Origin of the sequence: Paenibacillus sp. FSL R10-2199 (genome assembly GCF_038000235.1) — a bacterium.
GTDB lineage: Bacteria > Bacillota > Bacilli > Paenibacillales > Paenibacillaceae > Paenibacillus_AQ > Paenibacillus_AQ phytohabitans.
In genome coordinates this window covers 264,794-291,229 of record NZ_JBBOBO010000001.1, presented here as the reverse complement: position 1 = coordinate 291,229, position 26,436 = coordinate 264,794, and the positions used below count along the sequence as shown (strand labels likewise).

Genomic DNA, 26,436 nt, shown 5'->3' with positions numbered 1-26,436 from the left:
GGTGCCCGGCCTGCCGTATCCGGGAAAGAAGGTAGTCAGTGGGACTCGCAGGCAATCTGAATGAGAAGTGAACCTTATAATGTGCTGGAAAATGGAGTGGCGGGCAGGCTGCCTGAAGATATGCTGCTCTTCACGCATTTGAGCGGGGAAGCGGAGGAAACGGAATCCGGGCAGGATATGCTGGTTCCGTTTGCCTTCGAGGAAATGCTGTGCCGGGATGTCGGAGCCGGACAGGTTCCGCCGGTACTGCATCTTTGGAGCCACCAGGGCGGTGTGGCGCTGGGGCTGCGGGACAGCAAGCTGCCCCGTGCGGGGGCGGCGATGCAGGCGCTTGAGGAGCAGGGAATCCGCACGGCGGTCCGGCATTCAGGCGGCGCAGCAGTGCCGCTGGATGCCGGGATCATCAATGTGTCCCTGCTGCTGCCCAAAAGTCCGGGCAAGCTGGACTTTCACGATGATTTCCGGCTGCTGGCTTCGCTGATTGCCGAAGCCGTAGCTGTGAGCCATCCGCAGGCGGCGGCGCTGATCCGTGCCGAAGAAGTCACCGGGTCGTATTGCCCCGGTGACTTCGATCTGTCCATCGGCGGCCGCAAGTTCTGCGGCATCGCCCAGCGGAGACAGAGCAACGCGTACTTCGTCCACGCGTTTGTTGTCGTGTCCGGCTCCGGGCTTGCGCGCGGAGAACTCATCCGCAGCTTCTATGCAGAGGCAGCGGACGGGGACGAATCGCTGGACTATCCCCGCGTGCGTCCGGAGACGATCGCCGCGCTCGGGGAGCTTGGCGGCCCGGATTCGGCCGCAGTCTTCACCGCAGGCATCCGGCAGGCGGTTGCCCGCCGGGGCACGCTGCTGAAGCCGGCGGAACGCCTGCAGCAGGAGACCGGCTACAGCCTGCAGTACGGCGATCCGCGAGTACTGGAGGCGGCGCGTGTGCTGCGGGAGAGGTATGCGCGCTGAAGCAAGCGCGCAATGTAACGGGAGTCCTGGGAAGCGTGGAGAGCGGGCGGTCATTGAAGAGTGCAGGCAGGTGCATACGAGAAGGGTGCAGGCAGGTGCACACGAGAAGGGTGCAGGTAAATGCAGACGAGTGCAGGCGAGCTAAATTCGCCTGTGCTTTTTGCTGTTTGGAGAGATAGAGGGAAAAATCCCTTTAAATTGGTTGGTGGGAGGGCATTTGGAGGTAGATAGAGGGAAAAATCCCATTAAATTGGTTGGTGGGAGGGCATTTGGAGGTAGATAGAGGGAAAAATCCCTTTAAATTGGTTAGTGGGAGGGGATTTGGAGGTAGATAGAGGGAAAAATCCCTTTAAGTTGGTTGGTGGGAGGGCATTTGGTGGAAATGAGGGGCAGAAGTGCCCCTGAATCCCTGGAGAGGGCGTCTTATCTGCCCTACAGATACAGCTCTGGCCGCCGGTCGGAGAAGACCGGGATCTGCCCGCGTACTTCCCGCACCCTGGCGAGGTCGATCTCGCCGCTGAGAATCTCTTCGCTGCCGGAAGCCTCGCTCACAATCTCTCCCCAAGGGTCAATAATCATGGAATGGCCGCCGAAGATGTTGGCCGGATCAGAACCGGAGCGGTTGCAGGCCACCACGTAGCACTGGTTCTCAATCGCCCGGCTTATTAACAGCGCCCGCCAGTGGGATAAGCGGGGCAGCGGCCATTCTGCGCTGATGAACAGCACTTCAGCGCCCTCTGCCATATGAACACGGACCCATTCGGGGAAGCGGATATCATAGCAGATTAATCCGGCGCATAAGGTGCCGTCCAGCTTGAACAGTCCTTTGGCTGACCCGGGTAGGAGGTAGAGATGCTCATCCATCAGCTTGAACAGATGCAGCTTGCTGTACTGCCCGGCGGGTGCTCCGGTACGGTCGAAGACGAACATGCTATTGGTAATCCCGGTATCCTGCCTCACGGCGACAGAGCCGGCGACGATATTAATCCCGTATTCCCGGGCCAGACCGGATATCAGGGTCCCCGCAGTGCGGCCCCCGTGATCTGCGATCTCGTCCAGCCGGGTCAGATCGTAGCCGGTCGTCCATAATTCGGGAAGGATTATGCAGTCCGGGTTACCGGCGGCGGCTTCGCGAATTTTGCGTTCTGCCGCAGCATAATTCACCTCCGGATTGCCAAATGCTATATCGAGCTGAATCAGGGCTATTTTCATACGGGCAAACTCCTCTTTAATTTTATTAGTTGACGGGTCAACGATTCCGGTGTAAAGTAAGGTTTGTCAAAAAGGTTTTGCACAATATATTTGCGTAAGGGGGTTAATTTTGATAGAACATCTGCCCGATGAAGATACAATCTTTGAGCTGCTGCAGGCGCTGCATAAGGGAATCAGCCCGAAGTTCGAGCGCTGTGCGGGCATTACACCCACCCGGTTCCGCCTTCTCCAGGAATTGTTTCGAGTCTCCGAGATCAGCCAGATTTCGCTGCAAAAGACACTCGATATCGATGCCGCAGCAGTCACCCGCCACTTGAGAGGACTTGAAGACAGCGGAATGATTGCCCGCCGGAATAATCCTGCCGATAACAGGGTCACCCTCGTCTCCCTGACCGATCACGGCCGGGAACATATTAATTCCTACCGGGAAGAGAAGACCCGCTTCATCAGCGAACTGCTTACCGGGTTCAATGAACAGGAACGCACCGTACTCGCAGAGATGCTTACCCGGCTGCAATATAATATTAATTTACTGTAGCCGTCACCTATAATCAAACCATAAAGGAGCTTATTATTCATGAACACAACCAGAAACAACGATTTCACAAGCATTATTACAGGACGCCGCTCAATCCGCAAATACGATACCTCCGTCAAAATCAGCAAAGAGGAAATGACTGAGATCCTTACTGAAGCGACTCTGGCCCCTTCCTCCGTTAATATGCAGCCTTGGCGTTTCCTTATCATCGAAAGCCAGGAAGCCAAAGCCAAGCTGGCCACCATTGCCAAATTTAATCAGCTTCAGGTAGAAACCTCAGCAGCAATGATTGCCGTATTTGGTGATCTGAACAACTTCGACTATGCTGAAGAAATCTACGGAACTGCTGTAGAACGCGGACTGATGCCTGCTGAGGTAAAAGAAAGACAACTGGCCTCTCTGGGTGCCCACTTCGCGAAGCTGCCTGCGGACGTAAACAGAGAAACGGTATTGATTGATGCCGGTCTGGTCTCGATGCAATTGATGCTGGCAGCCCGTGCCCATGGCTATGACACGAACGCGATCGGCGGATTCGAGAAGGATCAGATTGCGGAATTGTTTGATATGGACAAAGAACGTTATATTCCGGTCATGCTGATATCGATCGGCAAAGCGGTTGAAGAAGGCTATGCATCCGTCCGTCTGCCGGTTGACACTGTTGCCCAGTGGAAATAAATATTGGATAATACTGGACCATTGAGTTAATATTCAAGAAACTTAGGAGGAATACTAAATGATTATTATTCACGCATTGCTTCAGGTAAATCCCGCACGTGAGCAGGAGTTCCTTGAAGTCGCGAAGACTCTGGTTGCTGCAACCCACGAAGAAGAAGGCAACATCTCATATGAATTGTATAAGCATACAGCGGACGGAAATACCTACATCATGGTCGAAATCTGGCGTGACCAGGCGGCTGTAGCTGCCCATAATACAAGTCCGCATTTCACCGGCTTCGCCGCCAAAGCAGGAGAATTCCTGACTGCACCGCTGGATGTTAAGCTGTATAACGCTGAGGAATTAAGCAAATAATTCCGGTTTGAAGAGGGGAGCATGCCCGTGAATCGTTTTGAACCTTCACAAATGCTGAAATCTCTGCCCAGGCAATTCTTCGCCGCGCTTGTCGCCAGAGCCGGAGCCGTTGCTGCCGAAGGGCATGACGTAATCAATCTGGGGCAAGGCAATCCGGACATGCCTACACCGGCCCATATCGTGGAGTCCCTCCAGCTGGCCGCAGTGAACCCTCTGAATCATAAATATCCGCCGTTTCGCGGCCATGTTTACCTCAAGGAAGCCGTGGCCGAGTTCTACCTGCGGGAATATGGAGTAGAGCTTGAACCGGAACGCGAGGTCGCCATTCTGTTCGGCGGCAAGACCGGTCTGGTTGAGGTGGTGCAGTGTCTGCTCAATCCGGGGGATACGGCGCTGGTGCCTGATCCCGGTTATCCGGACTATTGGTCGGGGATTGAGCTGGCACGGGCTGTTATGGAGATGATGCCGCTGACGGCAGAACGCGGGTTTTTGCCCGATTATGGCAGCATCAGCCCGGAAGCCGCCGCGAAGGCGAAGCTGATGTTCCTGAACTATCCGAATAATCCTACGGGAGCTGTGGCGACCGCGGATTTCTTCAGGGAAACGGTGCAGTTCGCATCGGATCACAACATTTGCGTGGTGCATGATTTTGCCTACGCCGCCATTGGTTATGAAGGGCAGAAGCCGCGGAGCTATCTCCAGACCCCGGGTGCGCAGGAGAATGGCATCGAAATCTATACGTTGTCCAAAACCTACAATATGGCCGGCTGGCGCGTCGCGTTCGCCGTAGGGAATGCCAGCGTGATCGAGAGCCTTAACCTGCTGCAGGATCATATGTATGTCAGCCTGTTCGGCGCGGTGCAGGAGGCAGCCAGAACGGCATTGCTTGGCCCGCAGGCCCCGGTACAGGCGAATGTGGCCCGCTATGAAGCGCGGCGTAATGTCCTGATTCAGGGTCTGCGCAGCATCGGCTGGGAAGTGGAAGCCCCCCGCGGCTCCTTCTTCGCCTGGCTCCCGGTTCCTGCAGGCTATACCTCGCAGAGCTTCGCTGACCTGCTGCTTGATGAAGCTCATGTGGTGGTAGCGCCAGGCATCGGCTTCGGAGCCTATGGCGAAGGATATGTGCGGGTGGGGCTGGTCAGTGAGGAGGCCCGGCTTGCGGAAGCGGTAAAGCGGATTGCCGCGCTGAAGCTTTTTCAGCCCTCCGGGCTATAATTATGTAGCTCTCCTATTAAACTAGCTAATATACACACTCACTATGGGGAAACCCCGGCAGTCTTAACGGCTGCCGGGGTTTCCCCTTTGGCATCCCGCAGCGGGAGGCGGAAGAAAATAATGCTAAGAAGCGGAACGTTTATAAAACAGGCGTGCCGGGTATCTAAGCTTACCCTTACACGAGCTGTAACGCGCAGGCGGGACCTGAAGAGAGTGGGGAATGAAAGGGATGAGGGGATCGAATGGGAAACATACATAGGAACAAGCAACTGCCGCAATTACCTGCAGCGCAGTGGGATGAACGGCTTCGGCAGGATCTCGCGGATTACGTGAATTACCGGATATCCGGCGGCTATTTAAGAACTACCGCTAAGAACACGGACGCCGCCGATTCTATTATTGAGCCTATTCTGGACAGCGCTGTTGTCCGTGCTTACCGGCAGGCACAGCATGGGGGGGTGATCACCGATGTCCGGCAGCTGGAGGAGCTTCCCGGATTCAGCCCGGAGCTGCTTGAGCAGCTCGCATCAGCCGTTTCCGGCCTGGATTCCGGCAAGCTTAGAGCGCTGGCGCCGCAGACTACAAGGCATAACAAGGTGGATCCATATGTGAACGGGCCGCAATGCCTGGAGATGCTGCTGGAAGAGATCCGCAATGCACAGCGTTATATCCATCTGTCCGTGATGCTGTTCTTCAATGACCATTCGGGAAAGCTAATCGCCTCGGAGCTGCTTCATGCGCTTCAGCGGGGAGTAGAGGTCCGGATGCTGGTGAATTACACCGTCACCGCCTTGGGATACGGAAGCAATCTTGAAGTAGGAAGATTCTCCGAGATTGCAGCAGTCCTTGAGCAGGCTGGAGCCCGGCTGAAGGATACATTTCATTCCTGCTACGCTGCTGCGGAATGGGCAGTGAAGCGTGAGGAACTGAAGTCTCAGGGCGTCCCTGAGAGTATCCTCTTTCTGCAGGACAAGGTGCAGGAGGATGTCAAAATTACCGGGCTGAATGTGATCGACCACCGTAAATTTATGGTCATTGACGGAATAACATCCGTTATAGGCAGTCTCAATATCGGTGACCAGTATACTTTTGCAACGCCTATCCGGGAGTCGGCAACTGAACAGATTGACGGACGCCCGCTTGGGATTCCCTCCAGGGAAGAGGAGTGGCATGACGGCTGCTTCCGGATTCAAGGGGAGGCTGCCCGGCCGCTGAATGAGGCTTTTCACGCCAGATGGCTTCTGCTTGGAGGAGATCACTTTGAGGTGGAAGACCCGTTCTACCACCCAGCGGCAAACTATGAATTCGGCGGGGAAGAATGCACGCTCTTTCTAAGTTTTCCCGGAAATCCGGTGAATCTGATTCAGCAGTATTATCTGGATTTGCTTACGTATGCCGCCGAAGAGACTATTATTGTGAATCCTTATCTGATCGACCAGGCTTTCTGGGACCGGCTCGGTGAAGTTGGACCGGAGTGTTCCCGCCATATCTCGATATGCAATCCGCTTGAGGTCAATGATCATCCTACGAACAAGTCGGCGGTGCGCAGCAATATGTACATTCCTTTCTGCAATGGGGTGTCCTTCTATGACTACAGCTTTACAGAACGCTTCTCCCACTGGAAAATCACTTATGACCACAGAGCGCGGGCTGTATTCCACGGCTCGTATAATATCAACGAACGAAGCGCCTGCCATGATTTCGAAATGGGAATGCTGGTTAAGAGTGAGCCGTTCGCAGACAAGGTGAAACGGATGATTGATTATGATCTTGGGGTATCCCGTAAAATCAGCGACAAGCACGAATTCTTCAAACATCCCTGGCTGCATCCCAGCACGTATCTGAACAAGGCGACACAGAATTACACCTGATATGTCTGCTGGCCCCATGTCATGTATAATGAGCAGTATAACATATGAAGATGGAGCTAATGAGGATGAACATAAACATACTTGGGACAAGCCTGAAGAAGAATGAGGTACTCTTCGCGTCCGAATTCGGCGAGGGCAGAGGAACCTGGTGCGGTGCCGCTGTGGCTGCCGGGGAGACCTGCGGGGCTGAATTTGAGCTGCCCCCGCTGTTCATGCGCTGGGTGGATATTGTGCCGGCGCACGGAGGCCGTTGTGAGATACGTATGGACGGGAATGTTGTCATATTGACGGGTATACTGGAGAATATAGAGGAAGACGGGACCGGTTATCTGCGGCTTGGCCGCGATGTAATCATGTTCGAATGCCTGGGTGAACCGATGGCGCTGGGCGGATTCGTGGAGATCAGGACCGGGGAGATCATGTTGTACCCTGTCAATCCTTGAGCCTGCGGGGCGTATGCCGGACTAACTATTTCCTGCTCCGGCGTAGCCACCTTCGGCTAAATGAGCTAAGATAATATACATTAGAAAGTATAGCAAGAGGAGCAGAAGTCCCATGAACAGCGATATTCAACAATTTAAGACGGAATTCTTCAAGGCGCTGGCTCATCCGATGCGGATCCGCATTCTGGAGCTGCTCAGCGAAGGCGAGAAGAATGTGAATGAGCTGCAGGCGATCCTCGGCTCGGAAGGCTCTGCCGTATCCCAGCAGCTGGCCGTACTCCGTGCCAAGAACGTAGTGGCCAGTGTCAAAGAAGGAACCACCGTAATTTATGCCCTCCGTGATCCTCTGATCAAAGACCTTCTGGCTGTAGCCAAACAAATATTCGACAATCACCTTGTGAACACCATCTCCCTGCTTGAAGGCATCCGCAGCGAATGACCCCGGCTTCCCGGGGGGCGGATTACCCCGTTGACAAGAACGGCAGGCAGGAGTAATGTGAGTCTTATATTCAAATAATCAGATATTTAAAGAAAAGAAGGTTAAATGATGACAGGGTGGGGCCGTTTTAAAGGCTACAATATTGCTTCTCTGCGCAAGGATATCATTTCAGGGACGATCGTCGGCGTGATTGCCATCCCCTTGGGGATGGCATTTGCTATTGCCTCCGGTGTGAAACCGGAGTACGGAATTTACACGACCATAGTAGCCGGTATTCTCATTTCCTTATTCGGCGGTACAAAGTTTCAGATTGGCGGGCCTACGGGTGCGTTTATTCCTATTTTATTCGCGATTGCCATGCAGTACGGGTACGAGAATCTGCTGATTGCCGGAATGATGGCCGGGGTCATTCTCGTGGTGATGGGCGTTCTGCGGCTCGGGGTGCTGATCAAGTTCATTCCGAAGCCGGTGACAATCGGGTTCACGGCAGGAATTGCCGTTATTATCTTCAGCGGGCAGATCGCCAACTTTCTCGGACTAAGGGATATGGAGCGGCATGAGAGCTTTCTGGACAATATGAAAGAGATCGGCGCCCATATCTCGACAATCAATCTGTACAGTATTCTGACTGCGGCGATTTGTCTGGCTGTCGTAGTGCTGGGGATGCGCTTCGCGCCGAAGGTGCCCGGTTCTCTGATCGGGCTGCTCTGCGCTACGGTCATTGCTGCCTTATTCTTCAGCGGCAAGGTGACTACCATCGGTTCAGCTTACGGGGATATCCCGAATACATTGCCGAGCTTTCATTTCCCGGTCATTACCTGGGAGAAGATCAGGCTGCTTATCCGCCCGGCCTTCATCATTGCGATGCTGGGCGCCATTGAGTCGCTGCTGTCCGCAGTAGTCGCCGATGGCATGTCAGGCAGCCGCCATGACAGCAACCGCGAGCTGGTCGGCCAGGGGATCGCCAACATTGCTGCGCCGTTGTTCGGCGGAATACCAGCGACCGGGGCGATCGCCAGAACGGCAACCAATATCCGCAGCGGTGCGGCTTCGCCGCTCTCGGGTATCATTCACGGCGTTGTTGTGTTTCTGATCCTGCTGTTATTCGCACCCTATGCCTCCAGCATTCCGCTGGCCGCGATGGCCCCGATCCTGATGGTCGTGGCCTGGAACATGAGTGAACGCAAGGAATTCCTTCACCTGCTTAAGCTGAAGACGGGCGATTCACTGGTGCTGTTCATTACTTTCCTGCTGACTGTGTTTGCGGATCTGACGCTGGCGGTAGAGGTGGGGCTGGTGCTCGCGGTGATACTCTTCGTGAAGCGGATGGGAGAAGTACACATGGTCTCCAAAGTACTACCTGACCCTTCCTCCGTGAAGGTTGAGGCACATATGGTGACGGACAGCCACGATTGTCCGCAGATCGGAATCTATAATGTCGAAGGACCGCTGTTCTTCGGGGCAGCCTACCGCTTCGACAGTACCATGCCGGGACTGGGGCCGGATCAGCCGAAGGTCATTCTGCTCCGCATGGGGAAGGTGCCGCTAATGGACACCACCGGTGAAGCCAATCTGGCTGGCCTGGTGAAGCAGCTGCACGCGGATGGCGGAAGACTGATGATCTCCGGTATCCAGAGCCAGCCGCTGGATCTGCTGAAGAAGACAGGTCTGTATGACAGAATCGGGGCTGCGCAGTTCTATGATCATACAGGGGAAGCGATCAATGAAGCGCTGGGAAGCATTGATTACAGCCGTTGCCTGGGCTGCAAGCATGCTGCCTTCAGAGAATGCAGCGCATTCTCAGGGCTTGATGAGGCATACCCGCGCAGCGCAGCCTTCAAAGGGCGTACTCCGGCTGTCGCCAGGAAGCTGAGCGGCGGGGTATAGAGACCGGAATCCGGTCCTGTTAATCCAGATTTACATTAATAGGAACAATAGCAACAGCTCCAGCCCGGACATTCACACGTCCGGGCTGTTTTTATAGCTGCCGCATACAATGTTGGACTATGCGGTTCCATATTTGTACAATTAGGAAGAGTGAAAAGGCAATTGCAGAGTGTACATAGCTGAATTATATAACAAGTAAGGAGAGTATTCCCTCATGAAGGAACTGAATTATTCGAAGGTATTTATACTTCTGGCTGGAATGACGGCGGCAACACTTGCCGTATATCGCGTAGTTTCGCTGCAGACCGATACGTTCTATGCTTTTCTGCTCTGGAATCTGTTTCTGGCCTGGGTGCCGTTCTTCTTCTCCATGGCAGCACATGAGCTGGATAAGCGGAAGATTGGGGGGCTGCTGATTCTGCCGCTTGGCATAGCCTGGCTGCTCTTTTTCCCGAATGCGCCTTATATTATGACTGACCTCGTGCATTTAACCATCCGCAAAAGCAAATACATCGTAGGCGGGACGATCCAGAACCGGTACTGGTACGATCTGACCACCCTGCTCTTGTTCACCTGGAGCGGCTGGCTGACCGGATTCTTCTCCCTGTACCAGTTCCAGCATGTGATCTACCGCAAAACCAATGGGGTGCTGTCCTGGATCTTCGTGCTCTTTGCCTGCGTAATGGGCGGTTATGGCGTTCTGCTGGGCAGAGTCTACCGCCTGAACAGCTGGGATGTGCTGACAGACCGCCACCAGCTGTACCAGCTGGTTAAGGACAGCCTGAACCGGCAGTCCGTATTTTTCAGCTTATTCGTAGCCTTTGTGCTGCTGGTGATTTATGCCACGCTCTATTGTCTGCTGAACGGACTTGCCAGCGGGAGCGGCAAAGCTTATTCGAAGGGCGGCAGAAGATGATCTTCAGGGTCAGGGTTGAAATCCTGCTCCGGCTCCAGCTCTAATTCCAGCTCCAGCCCGGGTCCTGGGTGATACTGGTAACGTTCAAGATCAATCACACCCCGCTCATCAAAAATAATCCCTTCACCCAGCAGGTACAGCTGCTGCAGTGAGCCGGATTCGTCTTCGGTGAGCGAGATCATTCCTTTGGAATTGATGACCCTGTGCCACGGCAGCTTATATTTCCTGCTCATAGAGTGCAGAATACGCACCACCTGCCTGGCTCCCCGGGGGCTTCCGGCCGCGCGGGCAATACCGCCATAGGTCATGACGGCTCCTTCCGGGATGGACTGAATAATGGTGATCACTCTTTGGGTGAATGGCGTCATGTACAGGCTCCTTTGTCTATAACAGAACTATCCGCTGTATGTACTTAAGACAACCATAACATAAAGCGCCGCATAGAGCATCTGCCGGGAAGGAGTAACCGCGACAGCGTGATAATAGCTCTCCCCGGTCCCGCCCGGCCAAGCCCCTATCTGCACAGAAGGGGCTATTTGCTGTTCTCTGCCTAATCCTGAGTTCTTCCTCTACAGCATAATTATGGCGAATAGGAGTTAGAGAGACGGGGGATAATCAGAGCAATAGAAATGTGACAGGAGTGACTGCTGTGAAGAGCGAGGATGCTGCAATAGACAGTGAAGCTGACGGCAAAATATCATCTTCCCAGCCGCTAAGTCCTTCGCTGGATGATACGCTGGCTCTGTTCCGGAAGATTTTCAGTAATGATGGGACCCTGAGAATTCGTGTGATTGAGAATAAGCATAGCATGCCCATCCGCTGCGGCTTGATCTACGTGGATGGAATGATTGACCGTGATCTCATACAGAATGGGATTACCAAGCCGTTCATGGCCTATGGATTCACAGAGCAAGAGAGCGGCAATCCCGCAGAGCTGATGGAAAAAATCCGTATGGAAGTTATCAATATCAGTGACATTATGGTTTCCACGAAACTGGAGGAACTGGTCAGTGCGGTAGTCAGCGGCAAAACAGTATTCCTGCTCGACGGCTACGCAGGAGCCCTAAATATCAATGCCCAGGGCTGGGAGACCCGGGCTATAGAAGAGCCTACCACGGAAAAAGCCGTCCGGGGCCCCAGAGAGGGATTCACCGAATCCCTGCTCGTCAATCTAACCCTTATCCGGCGCAGGGTACAGAATTCCGATCTGAAATTTGTGTTCACTGACATCGGGACACGTACGAAAACGCAGACCTGCATCTGCTACATGGAGGGCTTGGCTTCACCCGATATTCTTAAAGAGCTCTACAGCCGGCTGGAGCGGGTGGAGATTGATTCCATCCTGGATACGGGTTACTTGGCTGAGCTTATCCGCGATGAACCCTATTCCCCATTCGAGACGATCGGCAATACCGAACGGCCGGATGCTCTGGTGAGCAAAATCATGGAGGGCAGAATCGCTGTGCTCATTGAAGGTACCCCGTTTGCCTTGACGCTGCCGTATGTTTTCGTAGAGAACTTCCAGGCCAGTGAGGATTACTATATCAACTATTATTTTGCATCCTTTAACCGTCTGCTCAGAGTGCTGGGAGCTTTCATGTCCATTAGTATTCCAGCCGGGTATGTCGCACTTGTAACCTACGCGCAGGAAATGGTGCCTACATTACTGCTGCTGAGTATCGCTACCGCAAGGCTGTCTGTCCCCTTTCCTACCGTCGTTGAGGCGCTGCTCATGCTGACAATCTTCGAGGTGCTGCGCGAAGCGGGGGCGCGGATTCCGACCTCAATTGGCCAGGCTGTAAGTATTGTAGGGGCGCTGGTGCTGGGCCAGGCTGCGGTAGATGCGCGGATTGTCAGTGCGCCCATGGTGATTGTGGTGGGGCTAACAGGAATAACGACACTGCTGAATCCAAGGCTGACAGGCCCATTGATTATAGTCAGGCTGGGCCTGCTGTTCCTCAGTTTTTTCCTGGGGATATACGGATATTTCTTCGGTCTGCTGGGTCTGGTGATTCATCTGATGAGCCTGCGCTCCTTCGGGGTCCCTTATATGCTAGGAGTGGGCTCGATCCGGCCGCAGGATATTAAGGATACTGCCATACGTGCACCCTGGTGGGATATGTATCTGCGCCCTGCGATGATCGGAGCGCGGAATATGAAGCGGAAGCCCTCGAACAAGCGGGTGAAGCGGTTATGAGCATCTTGCGCAGAGTCCTGTTGGGCCTGTCCTCAATAGTACTGCTGTTCAGCATATCCGGGTGCTGGAATTATACCGAGGTGGATGATATGTCCATTGTAGCCGGCGTAGCGATCGACAAGAACAAGGCGGACGGCAAGCTGCTGCTTACTGTAGAGTTGATAGATATCAACGGGGGACTGGACAAGACACAGGCAGGGTTTAAGATGATTAGTCTAAGCGGGGATACCATGTTTGAAATTGTCCGCAATATCATTTCCATAACCGGCAAAAAGCTGTTCTGGAGTCATGCCAAGGCCATTATTTTAAGCGAGGAGGTGGCCCGTGAGGGCCTCATTAAAGCAATTGACTGGTACAGCAGAGATACGGAGACAAGATCGGATGTATATATCTTCGTCTCGGGAGAGAAGACGGCCCGTGAGGTTCTTAATCTGAACAGTACGACGGAAATGATCATGTCGTTTGAACTAGCCCAAATGATGCGGGATGAGATGCATATCAGCAGTGCGCCGACTGTGGAAATATGGGATTTCATCGACAAGCTCGAAACGTCAGGTAATAGTGCGGTTGCGCCGATAATTACGATTCATCAGAAGAATGGACAGAAGAACGAACGCGTAGAAGGCACTGCCATATTTGTGGAGGACAAGATGGTCGGCAAGCTGGACGGGAATGAGGCAAAGTGTATGCTGTTTGTTAAAAATGCAATTAAAGGCGGGGTGCTGGATGTGGAGGATAGACACGGAACCCCATCGTATTCCCTGGAGATCAACTCCAGTCAGACCAAGCTGAAGCCCAGAATGGTTGACGGCAGGCTGCAGATGCAAATCCAGATTCTGACTACAACCGGACTGGATGAAGTAATGACAGCGGAAGGCTTCATGGAAGGGGAAACCATTCAGGATATCGAGAAAAGGGCTGGTGAGCGTATGGAGGCAGATATTCTTGCCTTAATCCATAAGGTCCAGCAGGAGTACGATGCCGATATTTTTGCCTTTGGCGAGAATATTCATGAGAACCGGCCCAAGCTTTGGGCTAAGGTCAAGGATCACTGGCCCGAAGTATTCGCTGATCTGGATGTGACGGTCAGCTCCAAAGTCGAGATCCAGAGCAGTGCCAAAACAACGCGTGCGATTAGGCTGGGGGATTAGTCATGGTTATTTACATTGTGGTTATCTATGTGTTTGTAGCCATCCTTGATCCCTACGGACTGCTGAAGCGGGGAATGAAGCGGGACTTCTATGTATGCTCTGTGCTGTACCTGATCTCCTTCTCCCTGGCCTTTGCCTTGTCGATGCACTGGAAGATTCCCAGTCCGTCCCCGCTGATTGAAAATCTGATTAAGAGGCTGTACTAGAGCATACTCCTGAAGGAGGAGGTAAGCATGAGCAAAGAGATTATACCAGCGGGGCAGTCGATCAGCATAGCTGTATTATTTATCAGCGGCAGCTCACTGTTCATGGGAGCCTCGGGGGAGTCCGGCAACAGCAGCTGGATTGCCCTGCTTTTGGCTATCCTGTTAGCCGTTCCGCTCATGCTGGTCTATTCGAGACTCCATGTGCTTTTTCCGGGTAAGGATCTGTACGACATGCTGATCGCTGTGTTCGGGGCAGTCCTCGGGCGTATGCTCTCCTGCCTGTACATATGGTACGCGCTGCATTTGGGATCGCTGGTGCTGCGCAATTTCGGGGAATTCAGCAAAACCGTTGCCCTTACTGCTACACCGATGATTGCCCCGATGCTTGTGATCGGATTGCTCTGTGTCTGGGTGGTGGGTGCCGGGATGGAGGTGCTGGGGAGAAGCTCCAAGTTCCTGCTGCTGTTTTCGCTCATGGTGATTGTGTTTATAGAGCTGCTCTCTGTTCCTAAGTATGAATATCATCACCTCAAGCCGCTGCTGGATAGCGGATGGGGACTTGTCCTCAGGGATACTGCCGGCTCCTTCACCTTTCCCTTTGCCGAGATTGTAATCTTTCTGGGTGCCTTCAATGTACTCCCGGCCAAAGGCTCGGCCAGAAGGGTGCTGCTCAGCGGTACACTGATCGCCGGGATGATCATTATTGTTGTTACATTGCGCAATTTACTGGTACTGGGCCCTGATATTCTATCCAGTCTGTATTTCCCTTCGTATGTGGCGGTCAGCAGAATTAACATTGGGGATTTCCTGACGCGGATCGAGGGTTCGTCGGCTATTATATTTGTAACAGCGTTGTTCATAAAGGCCAGCCTGTGCCTGTATGTAACCTGTAATGGGGTAAGTAAAGTATTCAAGCTGAAGAGCTACCGGTCCGTGGTGCTCCAGATGGGGCTCATCATGGTGTATCTATCCGGTTTCATCTATAAGGATATTATGGAAATGCAGTATTTTGCCTATCACATCTACAAAGTGTATGCCCTCCCGTTCCAGGTGGTTATTCCCGTTATGCTGTGGATTACAGCAGAGATCCTCTCCCGCAGAAAGAGCAGCAAATCCATATGAGCTATGCCATCCCTCCACAGCCCCGCGTTGCGGGGCTATTTATTTTCAACCTGCGCGGAAGTTGGCTATAATGAGAGGCAGAGAATGTGTTGTAGAAGAGGATAACGAAAGGCGTGAGAATAGATGAGTGTATCCAGCATCGTAATGTCCTCACATTGGGGCAGGGAAGTCAGACATAAGTATGTGGCACAAGGCTCCAAGTCGCTGACCGTGGTGTTTCCGGGGCAGAATTATTCCGCCGAGCGTCCGTTGCTGGAGTATGCGGGCAAGCTGGCCCGGGAATACGGCTGTGATCTGCTGCTGCTGGAATATGGATACCAAAGTGCACGGGCGCCCTTCAAACGTGAAGAAATTGATATTGTCGCAGAGGAATGCAAGGTGGCGCTTGCTTCGCTTCCGGAGTATGAGCAGCTGCTGTTCATCAGCAAAAGCATGGGGACAGTGATCGCCGGCAAGGTAGCTTCAGAGACAGGAATAGGAGAGAAGGTTTCCCATCTGTTCCTCACCCCTGTTGCTGAAAGTATCCCGTACATTAAGCAGAGCCGGGGAAGCATTATTTACGGCGGGAGTGATCCGCTGTTCACGGAGCAGCATTCTGCCGAGCTCAGCGGCCTGAAGCAGGTGCGGGTGTACAGGATTGATGATGCCAACCATTCTTTGGAGGTAGGCAGTGTCAACGAGTCACTGGCCGTGCTGCTGGTCATTATTAATTTCTATCATGAGTTTTTCCGCGATTCACTTTAAGAGGGAGATGAGAGCATGATTACAGAAGCGGCAATGCTGCAGGTAAAGCCGGGATTGACCCGGCAGTTTGAGCAGAGCTTCAGGGAGGCATCCCCGCTGATTGCCTCGATTGACGGTTATTTGGGGCATGAGCTGCAGCACTGTATGGAGGACGACCATAAATATCTGCTGATTGTCAGATGGCGCAGCCTGGAGGACCATACGGTGGGGTTCAGAGAATCCGCCCAGTATCAGAAGTGGAAAGCGCTGCTGCATCATTATTACAGCCCATTCCCTGTAGTTGAGCATTATACCCGTATCATTCTGGATTAGAGGAAAGGAAGCGCAGTATGTTGGGGAAAGTAATCGGTAAAGGCCGGACTGCGGAAGTTATGGAGTATGGCGAAGGAACGATTCTTAAGCTCTATCTGAATGAGGTGCCGGAGCATCATGTGGACTGGGAATACCACATCAGTACCTATGCCTATGAACAGGGAGTGCGTACCCCGCGGCCGGTTGAGCTTGCCGCGGAAGAGGGCAGAAAGGGCATTGTGTTTCAGCAGATTCATGGCTCCCCGCTGCTGAAGCTGATGGGTGCGAAACCGTGGCTAATTGCCAGCTACGCCAAGCAGATGGCGGCTCTGCAATACAGCCTCCATCAGCTTGCAGGCCCGGGTGAAGCCGGAGAACAGAAAAAACGGCTGAAGCAGAATGTTATTGCTGCCCCCATGCTTAATATGGAAGAGAAGGCACCTATTCTATCTCAGCTGGAGCTGCTTCCAGGCGGGAATAAGCTATGTCATGGTGATTTCCATCCGGACAATGTGCTGATGGACGGGCAGCTGTGGGTTATCGACTGGATGACTGCCGTTTCAGGAGATCCTGCAGCAGATGCTGCACGGTCCATAGTCATGTTCAGTATAGGAGCCATGCCCAAACATGCTTCTTTGTTCACCAAAGTATTCTTAGGCTTCGCCAGAAAGCGGATGACGAGCCAATACACCCGTGAATATATGAGACTATCAGGGGTGTCCCGGGCGGACATTGAAGCCTGGATACTGCCGGTAGCGGCTGCACGGCTGGTGGAGTGGCTTCCGGTATCAGAGAAGGAACAGCTGGTCCGCGAAATCCGCAAGCGCTTGAGATCATTGCCTTCCGCCCGATAACCATTTCATAGAGAAAGCAGGTGAGCTTATGAATACATACATCGCACTGCTGCGCGGAATTAATGTCGGCGGCAACAAGTTGATCAGAATGCAGGAGCTTAAGGCGATGTTCGGGGAGCTTCAGTATGCGAATGTACGGACGTATATCCAGAGCGGCAACGTGGTATTTGAGAGTGAAGCGGCTTCCGGCGAAGGGCTTGCCGAAGTGATCAGCCAGCGTATCCGGGAGACCTTCGGCTTCGAGGTCCCTGTGATCATCCGTTCCGTGGAGGAGCTGGAAGCGGTCATTGCCGGCAATCCGTTCCCGCTGACAGAGCCGGAGGAATTCAAACGCCTGTATGTATCATTTCTGGCTGACGAGCCTTCGGCTGAAGCGCTGGAGAAGGTTCGTCCCTATGAGGATGGAGCGGATCAGGTACGGGTGATCGGCAAAGAAATGTACACGTACTATGAGGTGAGTGTAAGCGAATCGCCGCTGTTCAAAGTGCAGTTCGATAAGCTGCTGGGCACGAATCTCACCGCACGCAACTGGAATACCCTCGGTAAGGTGACGGCGCTGGCCCGCAAGCCGTAGGTAAGATTAGCTTAAGAATATTGCCCTGTGTGCTTTATGTATACCCCCGCATCCGTTCTCTAGAGTGCTGCTCAGGCAGCATGGACGGCTAAGCGGGGGTGTTTGCCGTTCCCTTTTATACAGTACCGTTTCAGCAAACATTCAGCCAGTATTCATTATGAGTTAAGGTAAGGATGCAATAATACACCTATACAAAGACAAGGCCGGTCAACAAGGCGTCTTACCGGATGTCAAGAAGAACGGATTGGAGCGGGTGAATCTATGAAATGGTTAAAAAGGCTGGGTTCCGACGCCGTCTTGCTGGGTATTCTGCTGCTGGCGGCAGTTCTGTACGGCTATGGAATCTGGAATGATCAATATGTCAATACGTACTACACTACGGCAGTAGGGAGCATGCTGCAGAGTTTCCATAACTTCTTCTTCGCCTCACTTGACTCTGCCGGATCCGTAACTGTCGATAAGCCGCCGGTAACGTTCTGGCTGCAGACCCTAAGTGCGCTGATCTTTGGCCTGCATGGCTGGAGTGTCATTCTGCCGCAGGCACTGGGCGGTGTAGGTTCGGTCTTGATCGTCTATCTGCTGGTGAAGCCTACTTTTGGAAAAGCCGCTGCAAGGCTCGCTTCCCTGGCTATGGCGGCTACACCGGTAGCAGCTGCAGTGAGCCGCACGAACAATATTGATGCACTGCTGGTGTTTACTTTGCTGCTGGCGGCATGGTTTCTGTTCAGGGGCATCAGGACCGGCCGGATGGGCAGCTTACTGGCTGCATTCGGGCTGATTGGTGTAGCCTTCAATGAGAAGATGCTGCAGGCCTATATGGTTGTTCCGGCATTCTATCTCTTCTATATTCTGGCTGCCAGGGTCAACTGGAAGAAGAAGACCGGGACTCTGGCCGCCTGCACCGCAGTGCTGCTGGCTGTTTCACTCTCATGGGCGGTAATTGTTGATTCCATACCGGCGGACAAACGTCCTTATATCGGAAGCAGCGGCACCAACTCTGTACTTAATCTGGCTTTTGGCTATAACGGGGTCTCCCGTTTAACCGGTGACCGCAGTACGGGCGGCACCGGAAGCGGCGGCGGTTTTGGCGGCGGCGGAATGCCCGCAATGAACGGGCAGATGCCGGAGTTTGGCGGTGCAATGCCGGCGTTGAATGGAGACGGCGGATCGTTCAGCGGAAATCAGCAGGGACAAGACTCGCCTCCGGGGATAACCGGTGACGATCAGGGCGGCGGCAGCGGTGGCGGAACAGCCGGTGCTGCAGACGGCGGAGGCTGGGGAACGGCTCCTGGTCAGGCTGACGGAACGGAGAGGCAGGATGGAGGAGGCAGAACGGGCGGCGGACGTCAGTCGGGTGATTGGGGCGGCGGGGACGGCGGCCAAGGCGGACGGTTCGGAATGAACGGCGGCGGTGGCGCTGGGGGGATGTTTAATACCGGTACCGCCGGCCCGCTGCGGCTGTTCCAGTCCGAGTTATCCGGCCAAGCCAGCTGGCTGCTGCCGTTCGTGTTGTTCGGCTGCATCGGGATTTTTGCCAGCCTGCGCCGGAAGAACTTCACCCGGAAGCATAAGGAGGCCTTGTTCTGGCTCGCCTGGCTGGTACCGGTCATGGGCTTTTTCAGCATCGCCGGCTTCTTTCACCAGTATTATCTGATCATGATGGCTCCGCCGGTTGCGGCGCTGGCAGGTGCAGGGTGGTCACAGCTCTGGAGCTATTACAAGGAACGTACATCGTGGCTGTCCTGGCTGCTTCCGGCAGCGGTACTCGCAACAACGGCTCTCGAGGTATATATCATCCATCCTTATAACGATACCATTGGCCGCGGCTGGTCCATTGTTGTCCTGGCAGCGGGTGTTGCAGCTTCCGTAGTGCTGCTCATCCTGCGGCTGCTGAAAGCCAGCGCAAATAAGCAATCCTTATTGCATGCCGCTGCTGTAACAGGACTTCTCGTTCTGCTGATCGGTCCGCTCTACTGGGCTTTTACACCGATCACGTACGGCAATAACAGCATGACGCCGGCGGCGGGTCCGGACAGCAGCGGTGCTGGCGGCATGGGCGGCAGAAATAGTGCTGCAGGAGTTAATGAGAATCTGCTGGCCTATCTTAAAGAAAACAACACCGGTGAGAAATACCTGTTCGCAGCTATGGATTATGGAACGGCAGGTGCCTATATTATCGACGAAGGCGAATCGGTGGTCATCCTTAACGGATTTAACGCATCAGACGTTCCCTACACCACAGATACTTTGAAGGCGCTCGTAGAGAGCGGCCAGGTGAAATACTTCCTGGTCAACAGCGGCGGTATGGGCGGCGGGCGCGGAGGCGGCAGCTCGGAAATTACATCCTGGATCACTGAGAACGGGACGGAGATTCCTTCCGCAGACTGGCAGGGAACATCAGGGGGCGCTGGCGGATCATTATACGAGGTCACGCTTAACTAAGTAACTACATCATTTGAGGAGGAGCTGCCCATGAGCACCCAAGTGCGCTATTCCATAATTATACCGATGTTCAATGAAGAGGAAGTGATTCAGGAGACGTACCGGCGGATCAAGAAAGTAATGGGAGCAACAGGGGAGTCGTATGAGCTGCTCTTCGTCAATGACGGCAGTACGGACAACTGTGCGCAGATGATCGAGGAGTACAGCTACTGGGATGAAAGTGTGAAGCTGATTGACCTGTCCCGTAATTTCGGCCATCAGATTGCTATTACAGCAGGGATGGATTATGCGCTTGGAGATGCCGTGGTTATTATCGATGCGGATCTGCAGGACCCCCCGGAACTGATTCTGGATATGATTGCCGAGTGGAAAAAAGGCTATGAGGTTGTCTACGCCAAGCGTATCAAACGAAAAGGGGAGTCCCTGTTCAAAAAATGGACGGCAGCCCTCTTTTACCGGATACTCCGTTATTCGACAGATATCTCTATCCCGGTAGATACCGGCGATTTCCGGCTGATTGACCGCAAAGTCTGCGATGAGCTGAAACGTCTGCCGGAGAAAAACCGTTTCGTCCGCGGACTGGTAAGCTGGGTGGGCTTCCGCCAGAAGGCGCTTGAATATGAGCGTGATGAACGCCTGGCGGGCGAAACCAAATATCCGCTGAAACGCATGATTAAGCTGTCGCTGGACGGTATCACCTCCTTCTCCTACAAACCGCTGAAGCTGGCGGGCTATCTGGGAGCACTGCTGTCCGCATCCGGCTTTCTGTACCTTATGTATGTGCTCTACCTGGCGCTCTTTACGGACGAGGCCGTTAAGGGCTGGGCGTCGATGATCGGGATTACGCTAACCTTCAACGGGTTTGTGCTGATCATGCTGGGTGTGCTGGGCGAGTATGTCGGCCGGATCTATGACGAGTCCAAGGGACGTCCGCTCTACATTGTTCAGGAGTTCTATGGCGGCAAGAAGCAGCAGAGTGCACAGAAGCACAGAGTAGCCCATCTCAACAAATAACGGAAGGCTGCGCGGACGATTACGATTACGGCAAGCGAACCGTAATCGTCCGGAGCAGTTTTTTGCTGCGGCTGAACTCTGGAGCATTATCGTTAACGCCCAGACCCCCGAACCCCCGAACCCCCGAACCCCCGAACCCCAAAGCCTCCTAGGTTCAACGCCCCGTTACAGCACCCGGGCTCATGAAATCCTGCATAAAATACAACAATCCAAAGACATTTACCCGGAAAAATCGGAAATCTTGCACGAAATGCAACAATTTAGCGCGCTGGGGCCTCGATGGCGCTGAAATGTTGTATTTTCTGCAGCAATATTTACTTTGTGGGGGTCCTGAGCTGGAAATCCTACATTTAGTACAACAATCCGCAGTTTGGATAGGCTGCAGCAGACTCTGTTGCGTTTAGCGGTTCTCGGATAAAGGTGTTTGTTCAAGACTTGCACACTCAGTAGCGGATTTCTGCCAACAATAGCCTGGCTAGGCTAGCTGATTCTTCTCCCTTATAACAAAAAAACGACCCGCCCTTCATCCATGATGAAGGCAGGTCGTTTATGCATTTTTTATTGGGAATCTTATTAGTCTGTGTGAATTATGCCTTCAGCAAGTCGTGATCAACATACCGCGCACCGTTCAGCTCACTGATAACATTAACCGCAACCTTGGCACCGTCTCCGGCAGTAATAATAGCGTGCACACTCACACCGGCAACTGTTCCTGCTGCCCAGATGCCGTCAATGTTGGTTTTGCCTTCTGCAGTAGCTGCAATAACTGTCTTGATTCTCGGCTCCGTGCCATCCTTGGTTTCCACTCCGGCCTTGGCGGCCAGATCGGTGAGAACCCCTGTAGCCAGAATAACATGCTTGGCCTCGTAAGCAGCTCCGCTCTCCGTCTCGATTACGAACCCTTCACCGCTTGCGCTCAGTCCGGTAGCCTGCTCAGCGACCAGCTCGGCTCCGAATTTCACGGCCTGCTTATGTCCGGTCTCCACGAGGTCGGGTCCGCCGATTTCGCTGATTCCGTAAAAGTTCTCATACCAGCCTCTGCGGGTCATGCCTTTGTCATTGTCAATCAGCAGTGTTTTTTTGCCCGCCTTGGCGGCGAACAATGCGGCACTAGCCCCGGCAGGGCCGGCGCCGATAATAGCGATTTCGTACATGATGTAACCTCCTAAAAGTTTTGTTGTAGCCCAGCTTCCGTGAATTCACTTCGTACAAAACTCGCATCGGAAGCGTGGGCTTAAGTTTTGTTGTAGCCCAGCTTCCGTGAATTCACTTCGTACAAAACTCGCATCGGAAGCATGGGCTTAAGTTTTGTTAGCCATGCTCAATGAGGACAGCTATTTCTTCTGCTTACTATTATATCGTTAATTACAGGTCATTAGCTAATCCGGCAGGCAGGGGAGAAAGACGTGGAAGATTGTGAATTCACCAGGAGTGCTGGTTACAGTAATCTCTCCTTGATGCGCCTCCACGATAGACTTGGTAATGGATAACCCGAGCCCCGAGCCGCCGTACTTTCTGGTGCGGGATGAATCACTGCGGTAGAACCGGTCGAAGACATGCGGGAGATGTCCGGCAGCAATACCGGAGCCGTTGTCCTTCACAGTCAGAACAGCCACTGTTCCTCTGGCATGCAGCGAGACTTGTACCGCTCCGGATTCCGCATCCGTATGCTGCACGGCGTTATGGAATAGATTAAGAATAACCTGCTTTATTTTGTCAGGGTCAACAGGGCCGCGTACACCATAAGAAATATCGAAGTTTACCTTCCGTTTGCCAGCCAGCACCAGCAGCTGCGGCTGCATCTCGTCAATCATCTCACCGAGCAGCAGATTCTTGACCCGCAGCTGCGGAGCACCATCCATACGGGCGAGCAGCAGCAGATCCTCCACCAGTTTGTTAATGCGTTTGGCCTCTCCATGCATGCTGTTGAGCGCGCTATAGAGCTGGTCCCGGTTATCGGCTGCTCCCCGGAGCAGTACCTCCAGGAATCCGTATATTGAGGTCAGCGGGGTTCTTAGCTCATGGGATGCATCTGCCGCGAACCGGCGCATCTGTTCTTTGGCCTCACGTTCATTGTGAAAAGAAATCTCCAGACGCTCCAGCATTCCGTTGAAGGACTGGGAGAGCTTGTCGACCTCAAGCTGGCCCTGATCTACAGGGAAGCGCACATCCAGATTGCCGGCGTCGATGCTTTGCGCGGATTCTCCCATTTTGGACAAGGGAATCAGCGTTTTGCGCAGCGCGGGTAAGTACAGGAACAGTCCGGCCAGCAGAGCGACCACCGATAACGCGCCAAAAATAAGCAGCTGCTGCATAATCACATCTCTCAGAGGGCCGGTTTCTACGCTCATTTGCAGCAACAATTTAGTAGCACCCGGTCTGCCAAGGTTCATGAAGACAGCCAGATGCTCGTTGCCGTCTGCTGCAGTAATCAGCCTGTATTTCCCGGTAGCCTTATCCGATGTCTGCTTCAGCAGGGTGTTATATTCGCCGTTGCTCATTCTTGGTGCTACTGACCCAGACAGGGTTTCTTCCTGCAGATCCTTGAAGGTGCCGTCTGAGCTGTATATGGCTATCGTAGTATGGGCATCAAGCAGCAGCGGGCGGCGGTCTCCGTAGAACCGCTTGTTGCCAGGGCTCATGTTGGCGTTATTCCCGGCGCTGTCAGCCCCGCCAGGAGTTCCGCCTTGGAGCGTGTTGCCAGGGCTTATAGTCCCGCTTACAGCTCCGCCAGGAATATTGCCCCCCGCACTGTTGTTTAGATCTGCTGCATTTCCCGCAGGATTATTAAGGTTAATGTAATAGAATTCGCGCGGCACGGAGCGCATCTGGGTTTCCATCGCCTCCGCGCGGTTGCTGTAGATGAAATTCCGCATCAGAGCATACTGGAGTACGCCGATCAGAATCAGCAATACGGACAGGATTAACAGCGAGGTGGCCAGCAGCTGTTTGCGCAGGGATCGCGGTGCCTGCAGTTTGCTGAGGAAGCCCCGGGTCCGGGCAATCATACAAGGTCCACCCGGTATCCCGCGCCGCGCAGGGTGCGGATAATCCGGTGATCCTTGTCCCCGAGCTTCTCGCGGAGGGAACGGATGTAGACCTCAACGATGTTCTCCTCGCCGCCGAAATCATATCCCCACACCTTGTCCAGAATCATGGGTTTACTCAGCACCAGCCCGTGGTTAATAACCAGATATTGCAGCAGCTCATATTCTGTGGGCGAGAGCTCCAGCACCTCCTCCTTGTGGCTGATTTCTTTGCGCCGGCCGTCAATCCGGAAGGGGCCGCAGCGCACCTCGCCGAGCAGTCCCGGGAACTGGTTGCGCAGGCGGGCCTGAATCCTGGCTAGCAGCTCATCGAAGCTGAAGGGCTTGACCATATAATCATCCGCACCGATAGACAGGCCTTTAACCCGGTCATCCACTTCATCCTTGGCGGTAAGCATGATCACGGCCACCTCTGCCTCCTCTGAACGGAGACAGCGGACGACCTCGAAGCCGTCCATGCCGGGCATCATGACGTCGAGAATCACGACATGCGGCTTGAACTCTGCGGCCGCAGCGATTGCACCTGCACCATCCGGCGCAGTCTGCACTTCAAATCCTTCGTTCATTAATCCCAGTTCGAGAAACTGGAGGATATGAGGCTCATCATCCACCAGAAGCAATCGGACGCCTTGCGCTGCTTTCATTAGCAGTTCCTCCATATTCAGTGGTTATAGTGTCCATAGTATGACGCTATACGTTGAACGTTTGCTGAAAATAGGTCTTTGGAGCCAAAGATTGGATTCAGAATTGTCGTTCATGGTTAATCATAATGGTTAATCTAATTATACGGAAATATTAATGTTATTAATAAGGAATATAGTTAGAAATTAAAAGTTTTTGAAGCGGACAATAAAGGGTTTTGACGGCGGGTAGAGAACACTTTACAATAAGGATACAATCCCGGTTTTGAGCGTTTTTCCTGACAAAACCGGCATGTCCCAATTCTCTGTTTCCTCCCCCGTTTTAAATCTTATTCATTCCTGTCACAAGCATTTCTTATGGTTTGCTTCTTTCCGCTTCATTTCTTTTTGGGTTTCAATGTGGGATCTACACTACACCGCACCAATCATTCAACCTATTTATTACATGTTTCACTACCCATAAGTCAAGGAGGCTCTTCCATGAAGAAAAAAGAGATGGTAGCCATGCTATTGGCGGGAGGCCAAGGAAAAAGATTGAAGGGATTAACCAAATCGATTGCCAAACCGGCTGTTTATTTCGGAGGAACCTACCGCATCATCGACTTCCCTTTAAGCAACTGCTCGAATTCGGGTATCGACACAGTGGGTGTACTGACACAGTATGAACCGCTGGTGCTGCATTCGTATATTGGAGTCGGCAGTGACTGGGATTTGAACCGCAAGGACGGCGGGGTGTTTGTATTGCCGCCGCATGAGCGGGAGAATGGAAGCAGCTGGTACCGGGGCACGGCTGATGCGATTTACCGCAATCTGAAGTTCGTTGATCAATTTGATCCGGAGCATGTACTGATTCTGTCCGGTGACCATATTTACAAGATGGATTATCATGCTATGCTGCAGTATCACAAATCCAAGAACGCCGACTGCACCATTTCGGTCATTGACGTGCCCTTGGAGGAAGCGAGCCGCTTCGGCATACTGAATACGGAAGACGATCTCAAGATTTACGAGTTTGATGAGAAGCCTGCCAAACCTAAGAGCACACTTGCTTCTATGGGTGTATATATTTTTAAATGGGATGTTCTCCGCAAGCATCTGCTTGAGGACGGGGAGAACGCCGGCTCGTCCCATGACTTCGGGAAGGACATCATTCCGCTGATGCTGAATGACGGAGAGTCCCTGTATGCTTATCCATTCGAAGGCTACTGGAGAGATGTCGGTACTGTAGACAGCCTGTGGGAAGCGAACATGGATCTCTTGAGTGACAATCCTCCGCTGAACCTGAATGATACCAGCTGGAGAATCTTCACCCGCAATCCGAATCAGCCGGCGCAATATGTTGCACCTGGAGCCAAGGTATCCAGCTGCATTATTAACGAAGGCTGCATTGTATACGGCGAGGTTAAGCATTCGGTACTGTTCTATGGGGTAGAAGTGGGCGAAGGCAGCGTGATTACGGATTCTGTAATTATGCCTAAGGTGAAGATCGGCAAGAATGTAAGAATTCACAAAGCCATCATCAGTGAGAACACAGTCATTGAGGATTATATGGAAATCGGCGTCGACCGGGAGAATGAGGACGAAATTCTGCTGATTGACAAACGCAGCAAAAAAAACAAATCCGTAGCAGCCAAAACCATATAAC

The 26,436-nt window shown here is 53.2% G+C and carries 26 protein-coding genes; 21 read left to right on the top strand and 5 right to left on the bottom strand.

The window, feature by feature from the left end:
• Positions 1-60: 60 nt before the first annotated feature.
• Complete coding sequence (locus NYE33_RS01210) at positions 61-957, top strand: lipoate--protein ligase family protein (protein ID WP_052421648.1); 897 nt, start codon at positions 61-63, stop codon at positions 955-957.
• Positions 958-1,389: 432 nt separating this feature from the next.
• On the opposite strand, the gene NYE33_RS01205 is transcribed toward NYE33_RS01210, so the two are convergent.
• Positions 1,390-2,169: a carbon-nitrogen family hydrolase gene (locus NYE33_RS01205; protein WP_341064479.1), complete on the bottom strand. Its 780-nt coding sequence runs from the start codon at positions 2,167-2,169 to the stop codon at positions 1,390-1,392.
• A 109-nt stretch (positions 2,170-2,278) separates the two neighbouring features.
• On the opposite strand from NYE33_RS01205, the gene NYE33_RS01200 reads away from it, so the two are divergent.
• The 9 genes from NYE33_RS01200 (at position 2,279) to NYE33_RS01160 (ending at position 10,508) form a co-directional block, all read left to right on the top strand.
• A complete protein-coding gene (locus NYE33_RS01200) occupies positions 2,279-2,707 on the top strand; it encodes a MarR family winged helix-turn-helix transcriptional regulator (protein WP_341064478.1) in 429 nt (142 codons plus the stop codon).
• A 39-nt stretch (positions 2,708-2,746) separates the two neighbouring features.
• The gene (locus tag NYE33_RS01195) at positions 2,747-3,382 is read left to right on the top strand and encodes a nitroreductase family protein (RefSeq protein WP_341064477.1); all 636 of its coding nucleotides are present in this window, start codon (positions 2,747-2,749) and stop codon (positions 3,380-3,382) included.
• 58 nt (positions 3,383-3,440) lie between these two features.
• Positions 3,441-3,737 (top strand): putative quinol monooxygenase, encoded by a 297-nt coding sequence (locus NYE33_RS01190; RefSeq protein ID WP_076246217.1) that lies wholly within the window; start codon positions 3,441-3,443, stop codon positions 3,735-3,737.
• 27 nt (positions 3,738-3,764) lie between these two features.
• The gene (locus tag NYE33_RS01185; RefSeq protein ID WP_341064475.1) at positions 3,765-4,952 is read left to right on the top strand and encodes a pyridoxal phosphate-dependent aminotransferase; all 1,188 of its coding nucleotides are present in this window, start codon (positions 3,765-3,767) and stop codon (positions 4,950-4,952) included.
• A 242-nt stretch (positions 4,953-5,194) separates the two neighbouring features.
• Positions 5,195-6,823, top strand: a complete 1,629-nt coding sequence (locus tag NYE33_RS01180; RefSeq protein WP_341064473.1) for a phospholipase D-like domain-containing protein — start codon at positions 5,195-5,197, stop codon at positions 6,821-6,823.
• A 65-nt stretch (positions 6,824-6,888) separates the two neighbouring features.
• Positions 6,889-7,266, top strand: coding sequence for a hypothetical protein (locus NYE33_RS01175; RefSeq protein ID WP_341064471.1), 378 nt, complete (start codon positions 6,889-6,891; stop codon positions 7,264-7,266).
• Positions 7,267-7,378: 112 nt separating this feature from the next.
• On the top strand, positions 7,379-7,705 hold the full coding sequence (locus NYE33_RS01170) for an ArsR/SmtB family transcription factor (RefSeq protein ID WP_039306638.1): 327 nt from the start codon (positions 7,379-7,381) through the stop codon (positions 7,703-7,705).
• A 108-nt stretch (positions 7,706-7,813) separates the two neighbouring features.
• Positions 7,814-9,592, top strand: coding sequence for a SulP family inorganic anion transporter (locus NYE33_RS01165; protein ID WP_076246224.1), 1,779 nt, complete (start codon positions 7,814-7,816; stop codon positions 9,590-9,592).
• Between the two features lie 214 nt (positions 9,593-9,806).
• The gene (locus NYE33_RS01160) at positions 9,807-10,508 is read left to right on the top strand and encodes a DUF1361 domain-containing protein (RefSeq protein WP_042133288.1); all 702 of its coding nucleotides are present in this window, start codon (positions 9,807-9,809) and stop codon (positions 10,506-10,508) included.
• Here NYE33_RS01160 and NYE33_RS01155 read toward each other — a convergent pair.
• Positions 10,484-10,876 carry an MGMT family protein gene (locus NYE33_RS01155; protein WP_042133289.1) on the bottom strand — a complete coding sequence of 131 codons (393 nt, stop codon included), beginning with the start codon at positions 10,874-10,876 and terminating at the stop codon, positions 10,484-10,486. The two genes, NYE33_RS01160 and NYE33_RS01155, sit on opposite strands and share 25 nt — an antisense overlap.
• Positions 10,877-11,157: 281 nt before the next feature.
• Between NYE33_RS01155 and NYE33_RS01150 the strand changes: the two genes are divergently transcribed.
• From NYE33_RS01150 to NYE33_RS01105, 10 genes are all read left to right on the top strand, one after another.
• Positions 11,158-12,705, top strand: a complete 1,548-nt coding sequence (locus NYE33_RS01150) for a spore germination protein (protein ID WP_341064468.1) — start codon at positions 11,158-11,160, stop codon at positions 12,703-12,705.
• Positions 12,702-13,856: a Ger(x)C family spore germination protein gene (locus tag NYE33_RS01145; protein WP_052421650.1), complete on the top strand. Its 1,155-nt coding sequence runs from the start codon at positions 12,702-12,704 to the stop codon at positions 13,854-13,856. The genes NYE33_RS01150 and NYE33_RS01145 overlap by 4 nt, the downstream gene beginning before the upstream one ends.
• Positions 13,857-13,858: 2 nt before the next feature.
• On the top strand, positions 13,859-14,062 hold the full coding sequence (locus NYE33_RS01140) for a hypothetical protein (protein WP_042133291.1): 204 nt from the start codon (positions 13,859-13,861) through the stop codon (positions 14,060-14,062).
• Positions 14,063-14,089: 27 nt separating this feature from the next.
• The gene (locus NYE33_RS01135) at positions 14,090-15,184 is read left to right on the top strand and encodes a GerAB/ArcD/ProY family transporter (protein ID WP_341064464.1); all 1,095 of its coding nucleotides are present in this window, start codon (positions 14,090-14,092) and stop codon (positions 15,182-15,184) included.
• 123 nt (positions 15,185-15,307) lie between these two features.
• Complete coding sequence (locus NYE33_RS01130) at positions 15,308-15,928, top strand: alpha/beta hydrolase (RefSeq protein ID WP_042133293.1); 621 nt, start codon at positions 15,308-15,310, stop codon at positions 15,926-15,928.
• Between the two features lie 15 nt (positions 15,929-15,943).
• Positions 15,944-16,240 (top strand): antibiotic biosynthesis monooxygenase family protein, encoded by a 297-nt coding sequence (locus NYE33_RS01125; RefSeq protein WP_039306615.1) that lies wholly within the window; start codon positions 15,944-15,946, stop codon positions 16,238-16,240.
• 17 nt (positions 16,241-16,257) lie between these two features.
• The gene (locus NYE33_RS01120; protein ID WP_042133294.1) at positions 16,258-17,073 is read left to right on the top strand and encodes a phosphotransferase family protein; all 816 of its coding nucleotides are present in this window, start codon (positions 16,258-16,260) and stop codon (positions 17,071-17,073) included.
• A gap of 28 nt (positions 17,074-17,101) precedes the next feature.
• Entirely contained in the window at positions 17,102-17,647 is a 546-nt protein-coding gene (locus NYE33_RS01115) for a DUF1697 domain-containing protein (protein WP_042133295.1), read from the top strand.
• Positions 17,648-17,908: 261 nt separating this feature from the next.
• The gene (locus NYE33_RS01110; RefSeq protein WP_341064462.1) at positions 17,909-20,089 is read left to right on the top strand and encodes a glycosyltransferase family 39 protein; all 2,181 of its coding nucleotides are present in this window, start codon (positions 17,909-17,911) and stop codon (positions 20,087-20,089) included.
• Between the two features lie 30 nt (positions 20,090-20,119).
• The gene (locus tag NYE33_RS01105) at positions 20,120-21,103 is read left to right on the top strand and encodes a glycosyltransferase family 2 protein (RefSeq protein WP_340948124.1); all 984 of its coding nucleotides are present in this window, start codon (positions 20,120-20,122) and stop codon (positions 21,101-21,103) included.
• 587 nt (positions 21,104-21,690) lie between these two features.
• Here the strand turns inward: NYE33_RS01105 and NYE33_RS01100 are convergent.
• The 3 genes from NYE33_RS01100 to NYE33_RS01090 form a co-directional block, all read right to left on the bottom strand.
• The gene (locus NYE33_RS01100; protein ID WP_042133298.1) at positions 21,691-22,257 is read right to left on the bottom strand and encodes an FAD-dependent oxidoreductase; all 567 of its coding nucleotides are present in this window, start codon (positions 22,255-22,257) and stop codon (positions 21,691-21,693) included.
• A gap of 225 nt (positions 22,258-22,482) precedes the next feature.
• Positions 22,483-24,111, bottom strand: coding sequence for a sensor histidine kinase (locus tag NYE33_RS01095; protein ID WP_341064461.1), 1,629 nt, complete (start codon positions 24,109-24,111; stop codon positions 22,483-22,485).
• Complete coding sequence (locus NYE33_RS01090) at positions 24,108-24,794, bottom strand: response regulator transcription factor (protein ID WP_341064459.1); 687 nt, start codon at positions 24,792-24,794, stop codon at positions 24,108-24,110. Before NYE33_RS01090 ends, NYE33_RS01095 begins: the two co-directional genes overlap by 4 nt.
• Positions 24,795-25,271: 477 nt before the next feature.
• On the opposite strand from NYE33_RS01090, the gene NYE33_RS01085 reads away from it, so the two are divergent.
• A complete protein-coding gene (locus tag NYE33_RS01085) occupies positions 25,272-26,435 on the top strand; it encodes a glucose-1-phosphate adenylyltransferase (RefSeq protein ID WP_341064457.1) in 1,164 nt (387 codons plus the stop codon).
• Position 26,436 lies beyond the last annotated feature (1 nt).

Coding starts and splice junctions, on each gene's coding strand:
- NYE33_RS01210 (WP_052421648.1), top strand. CDS start 61: ATGAGAAGTGAACCTTATAATGTGCTGGAAAATGGAGTGGCGGGCAGG.
- NYE33_RS01205 (WP_341064479.1), bottom strand. CDS start 2,169: ATGAAAATAGCCCTGATTCAGCTCGATATAGCATTTGGCAATCCGGAG.
- NYE33_RS01195 (WP_341064477.1), top strand. CDS start 2,747: ATGAACACAACCAGAAACAACGATTTCACAAGCATTATTACAGGACGC.
- NYE33_RS01190 (WP_076246217.1), top strand. CDS start 3,441: ATGATTATTATTCACGCATTGCTTCAGGTAAATCCCGCACGTGAGCAG.
- NYE33_RS01180 (WP_341064473.1), top strand. CDS start 5,195: ATGGGAAACATACATAGGAACAAGCAACTGCCGCAATTACCTGCAGCG.
- NYE33_RS01175 (WP_341064471.1), top strand. CDS start 6,889: ATGAACATAAACATACTTGGGACAAGCCTGAAGAAGAATGAGGTACTC.
- NYE33_RS01170 (WP_039306638.1), top strand. CDS start 7,379: ATGAACAGCGATATTCAACAATTTAAGACGGAATTCTTCAAGGCGCTG.
- NYE33_RS01165 (WP_076246224.1), top strand. CDS start 7,814: ATGACAGGGTGGGGCCGTTTTAAAGGCTACAATATTGCTTCTCTGCGC.
- NYE33_RS01160 (WP_042133288.1), top strand. CDS start 9,807: ATGAAGGAACTGAATTATTCGAAGGTATTTATACTTCTGGCTGGAATG.
- NYE33_RS01155 (WP_042133289.1), bottom strand. CDS start 10,876: ATGACGCCATTCACCCAAAGAGTGATCACCATTATTCAGTCCATCCCG.
- NYE33_RS01145 (WP_052421650.1), top strand. CDS start 12,702: ATGAGCATCTTGCGCAGAGTCCTGTTGGGCCTGTCCTCAATAGTACTG.
- NYE33_RS01140 (WP_042133291.1), top strand. CDS start 13,859: ATGGTTATTTACATTGTGGTTATCTATGTGTTTGTAGCCATCCTTGAT.
- NYE33_RS01135 (WP_341064464.1), top strand. CDS start 14,090: ATGAGCAAAGAGATTATACCAGCGGGGCAGTCGATCAGCATAGCTGTA.
- NYE33_RS01130 (WP_042133293.1), top strand. CDS start 15,308: ATGAGTGTATCCAGCATCGTAATGTCCTCACATTGGGGCAGGGAAGTC.
- NYE33_RS01125 (WP_039306615.1), top strand. CDS start 15,944: ATGATTACAGAAGCGGCAATGCTGCAGGTAAAGCCGGGATTGACCCGG.
- NYE33_RS01120 (WP_042133294.1), top strand. CDS start 16,258: ATGTTGGGGAAAGTAATCGGTAAAGGCCGGACTGCGGAAGTTATGGAG.
- NYE33_RS01115 (WP_042133295.1), top strand. CDS start 17,102: ATGAATACATACATCGCACTGCTGCGCGGAATTAATGTCGGCGGCAAC.
- NYE33_RS01110 (WP_341064462.1), top strand. CDS start 17,909: ATGAAATGGTTAAAAAGGCTGGGTTCCGACGCCGTCTTGCTGGGTATT.
- NYE33_RS01105 (WP_340948124.1), top strand. CDS start 20,120: ATGAGCACCCAAGTGCGCTATTCCATAATTATACCGATGTTCAATGAA.
- NYE33_RS01100 (WP_042133298.1), bottom strand. CDS start 22,257: ATGTACGAAATCGCTATTATCGGCGCCGGCCCTGCCGGGGCTAGTGCC.
- NYE33_RS01095 (WP_341064461.1), bottom strand. CDS start 24,111: ATGATTGCCCGGACCCGGGGCTTCCTCAGCAAACTGCAGGCACCGCGA.
- NYE33_RS01090 (WP_341064459.1), bottom strand. CDS start 24,794: ATGAAAGCAGCGCAAGGCGTCCGATTGCTTCTGGTGGATGATGAGCCT.
- NYE33_RS01085 (WP_341064457.1), top strand. CDS start 25,272: ATGAAGAAAAAAGAGATGGTAGCCATGCTATTGGCGGGAGGCCAAGGA.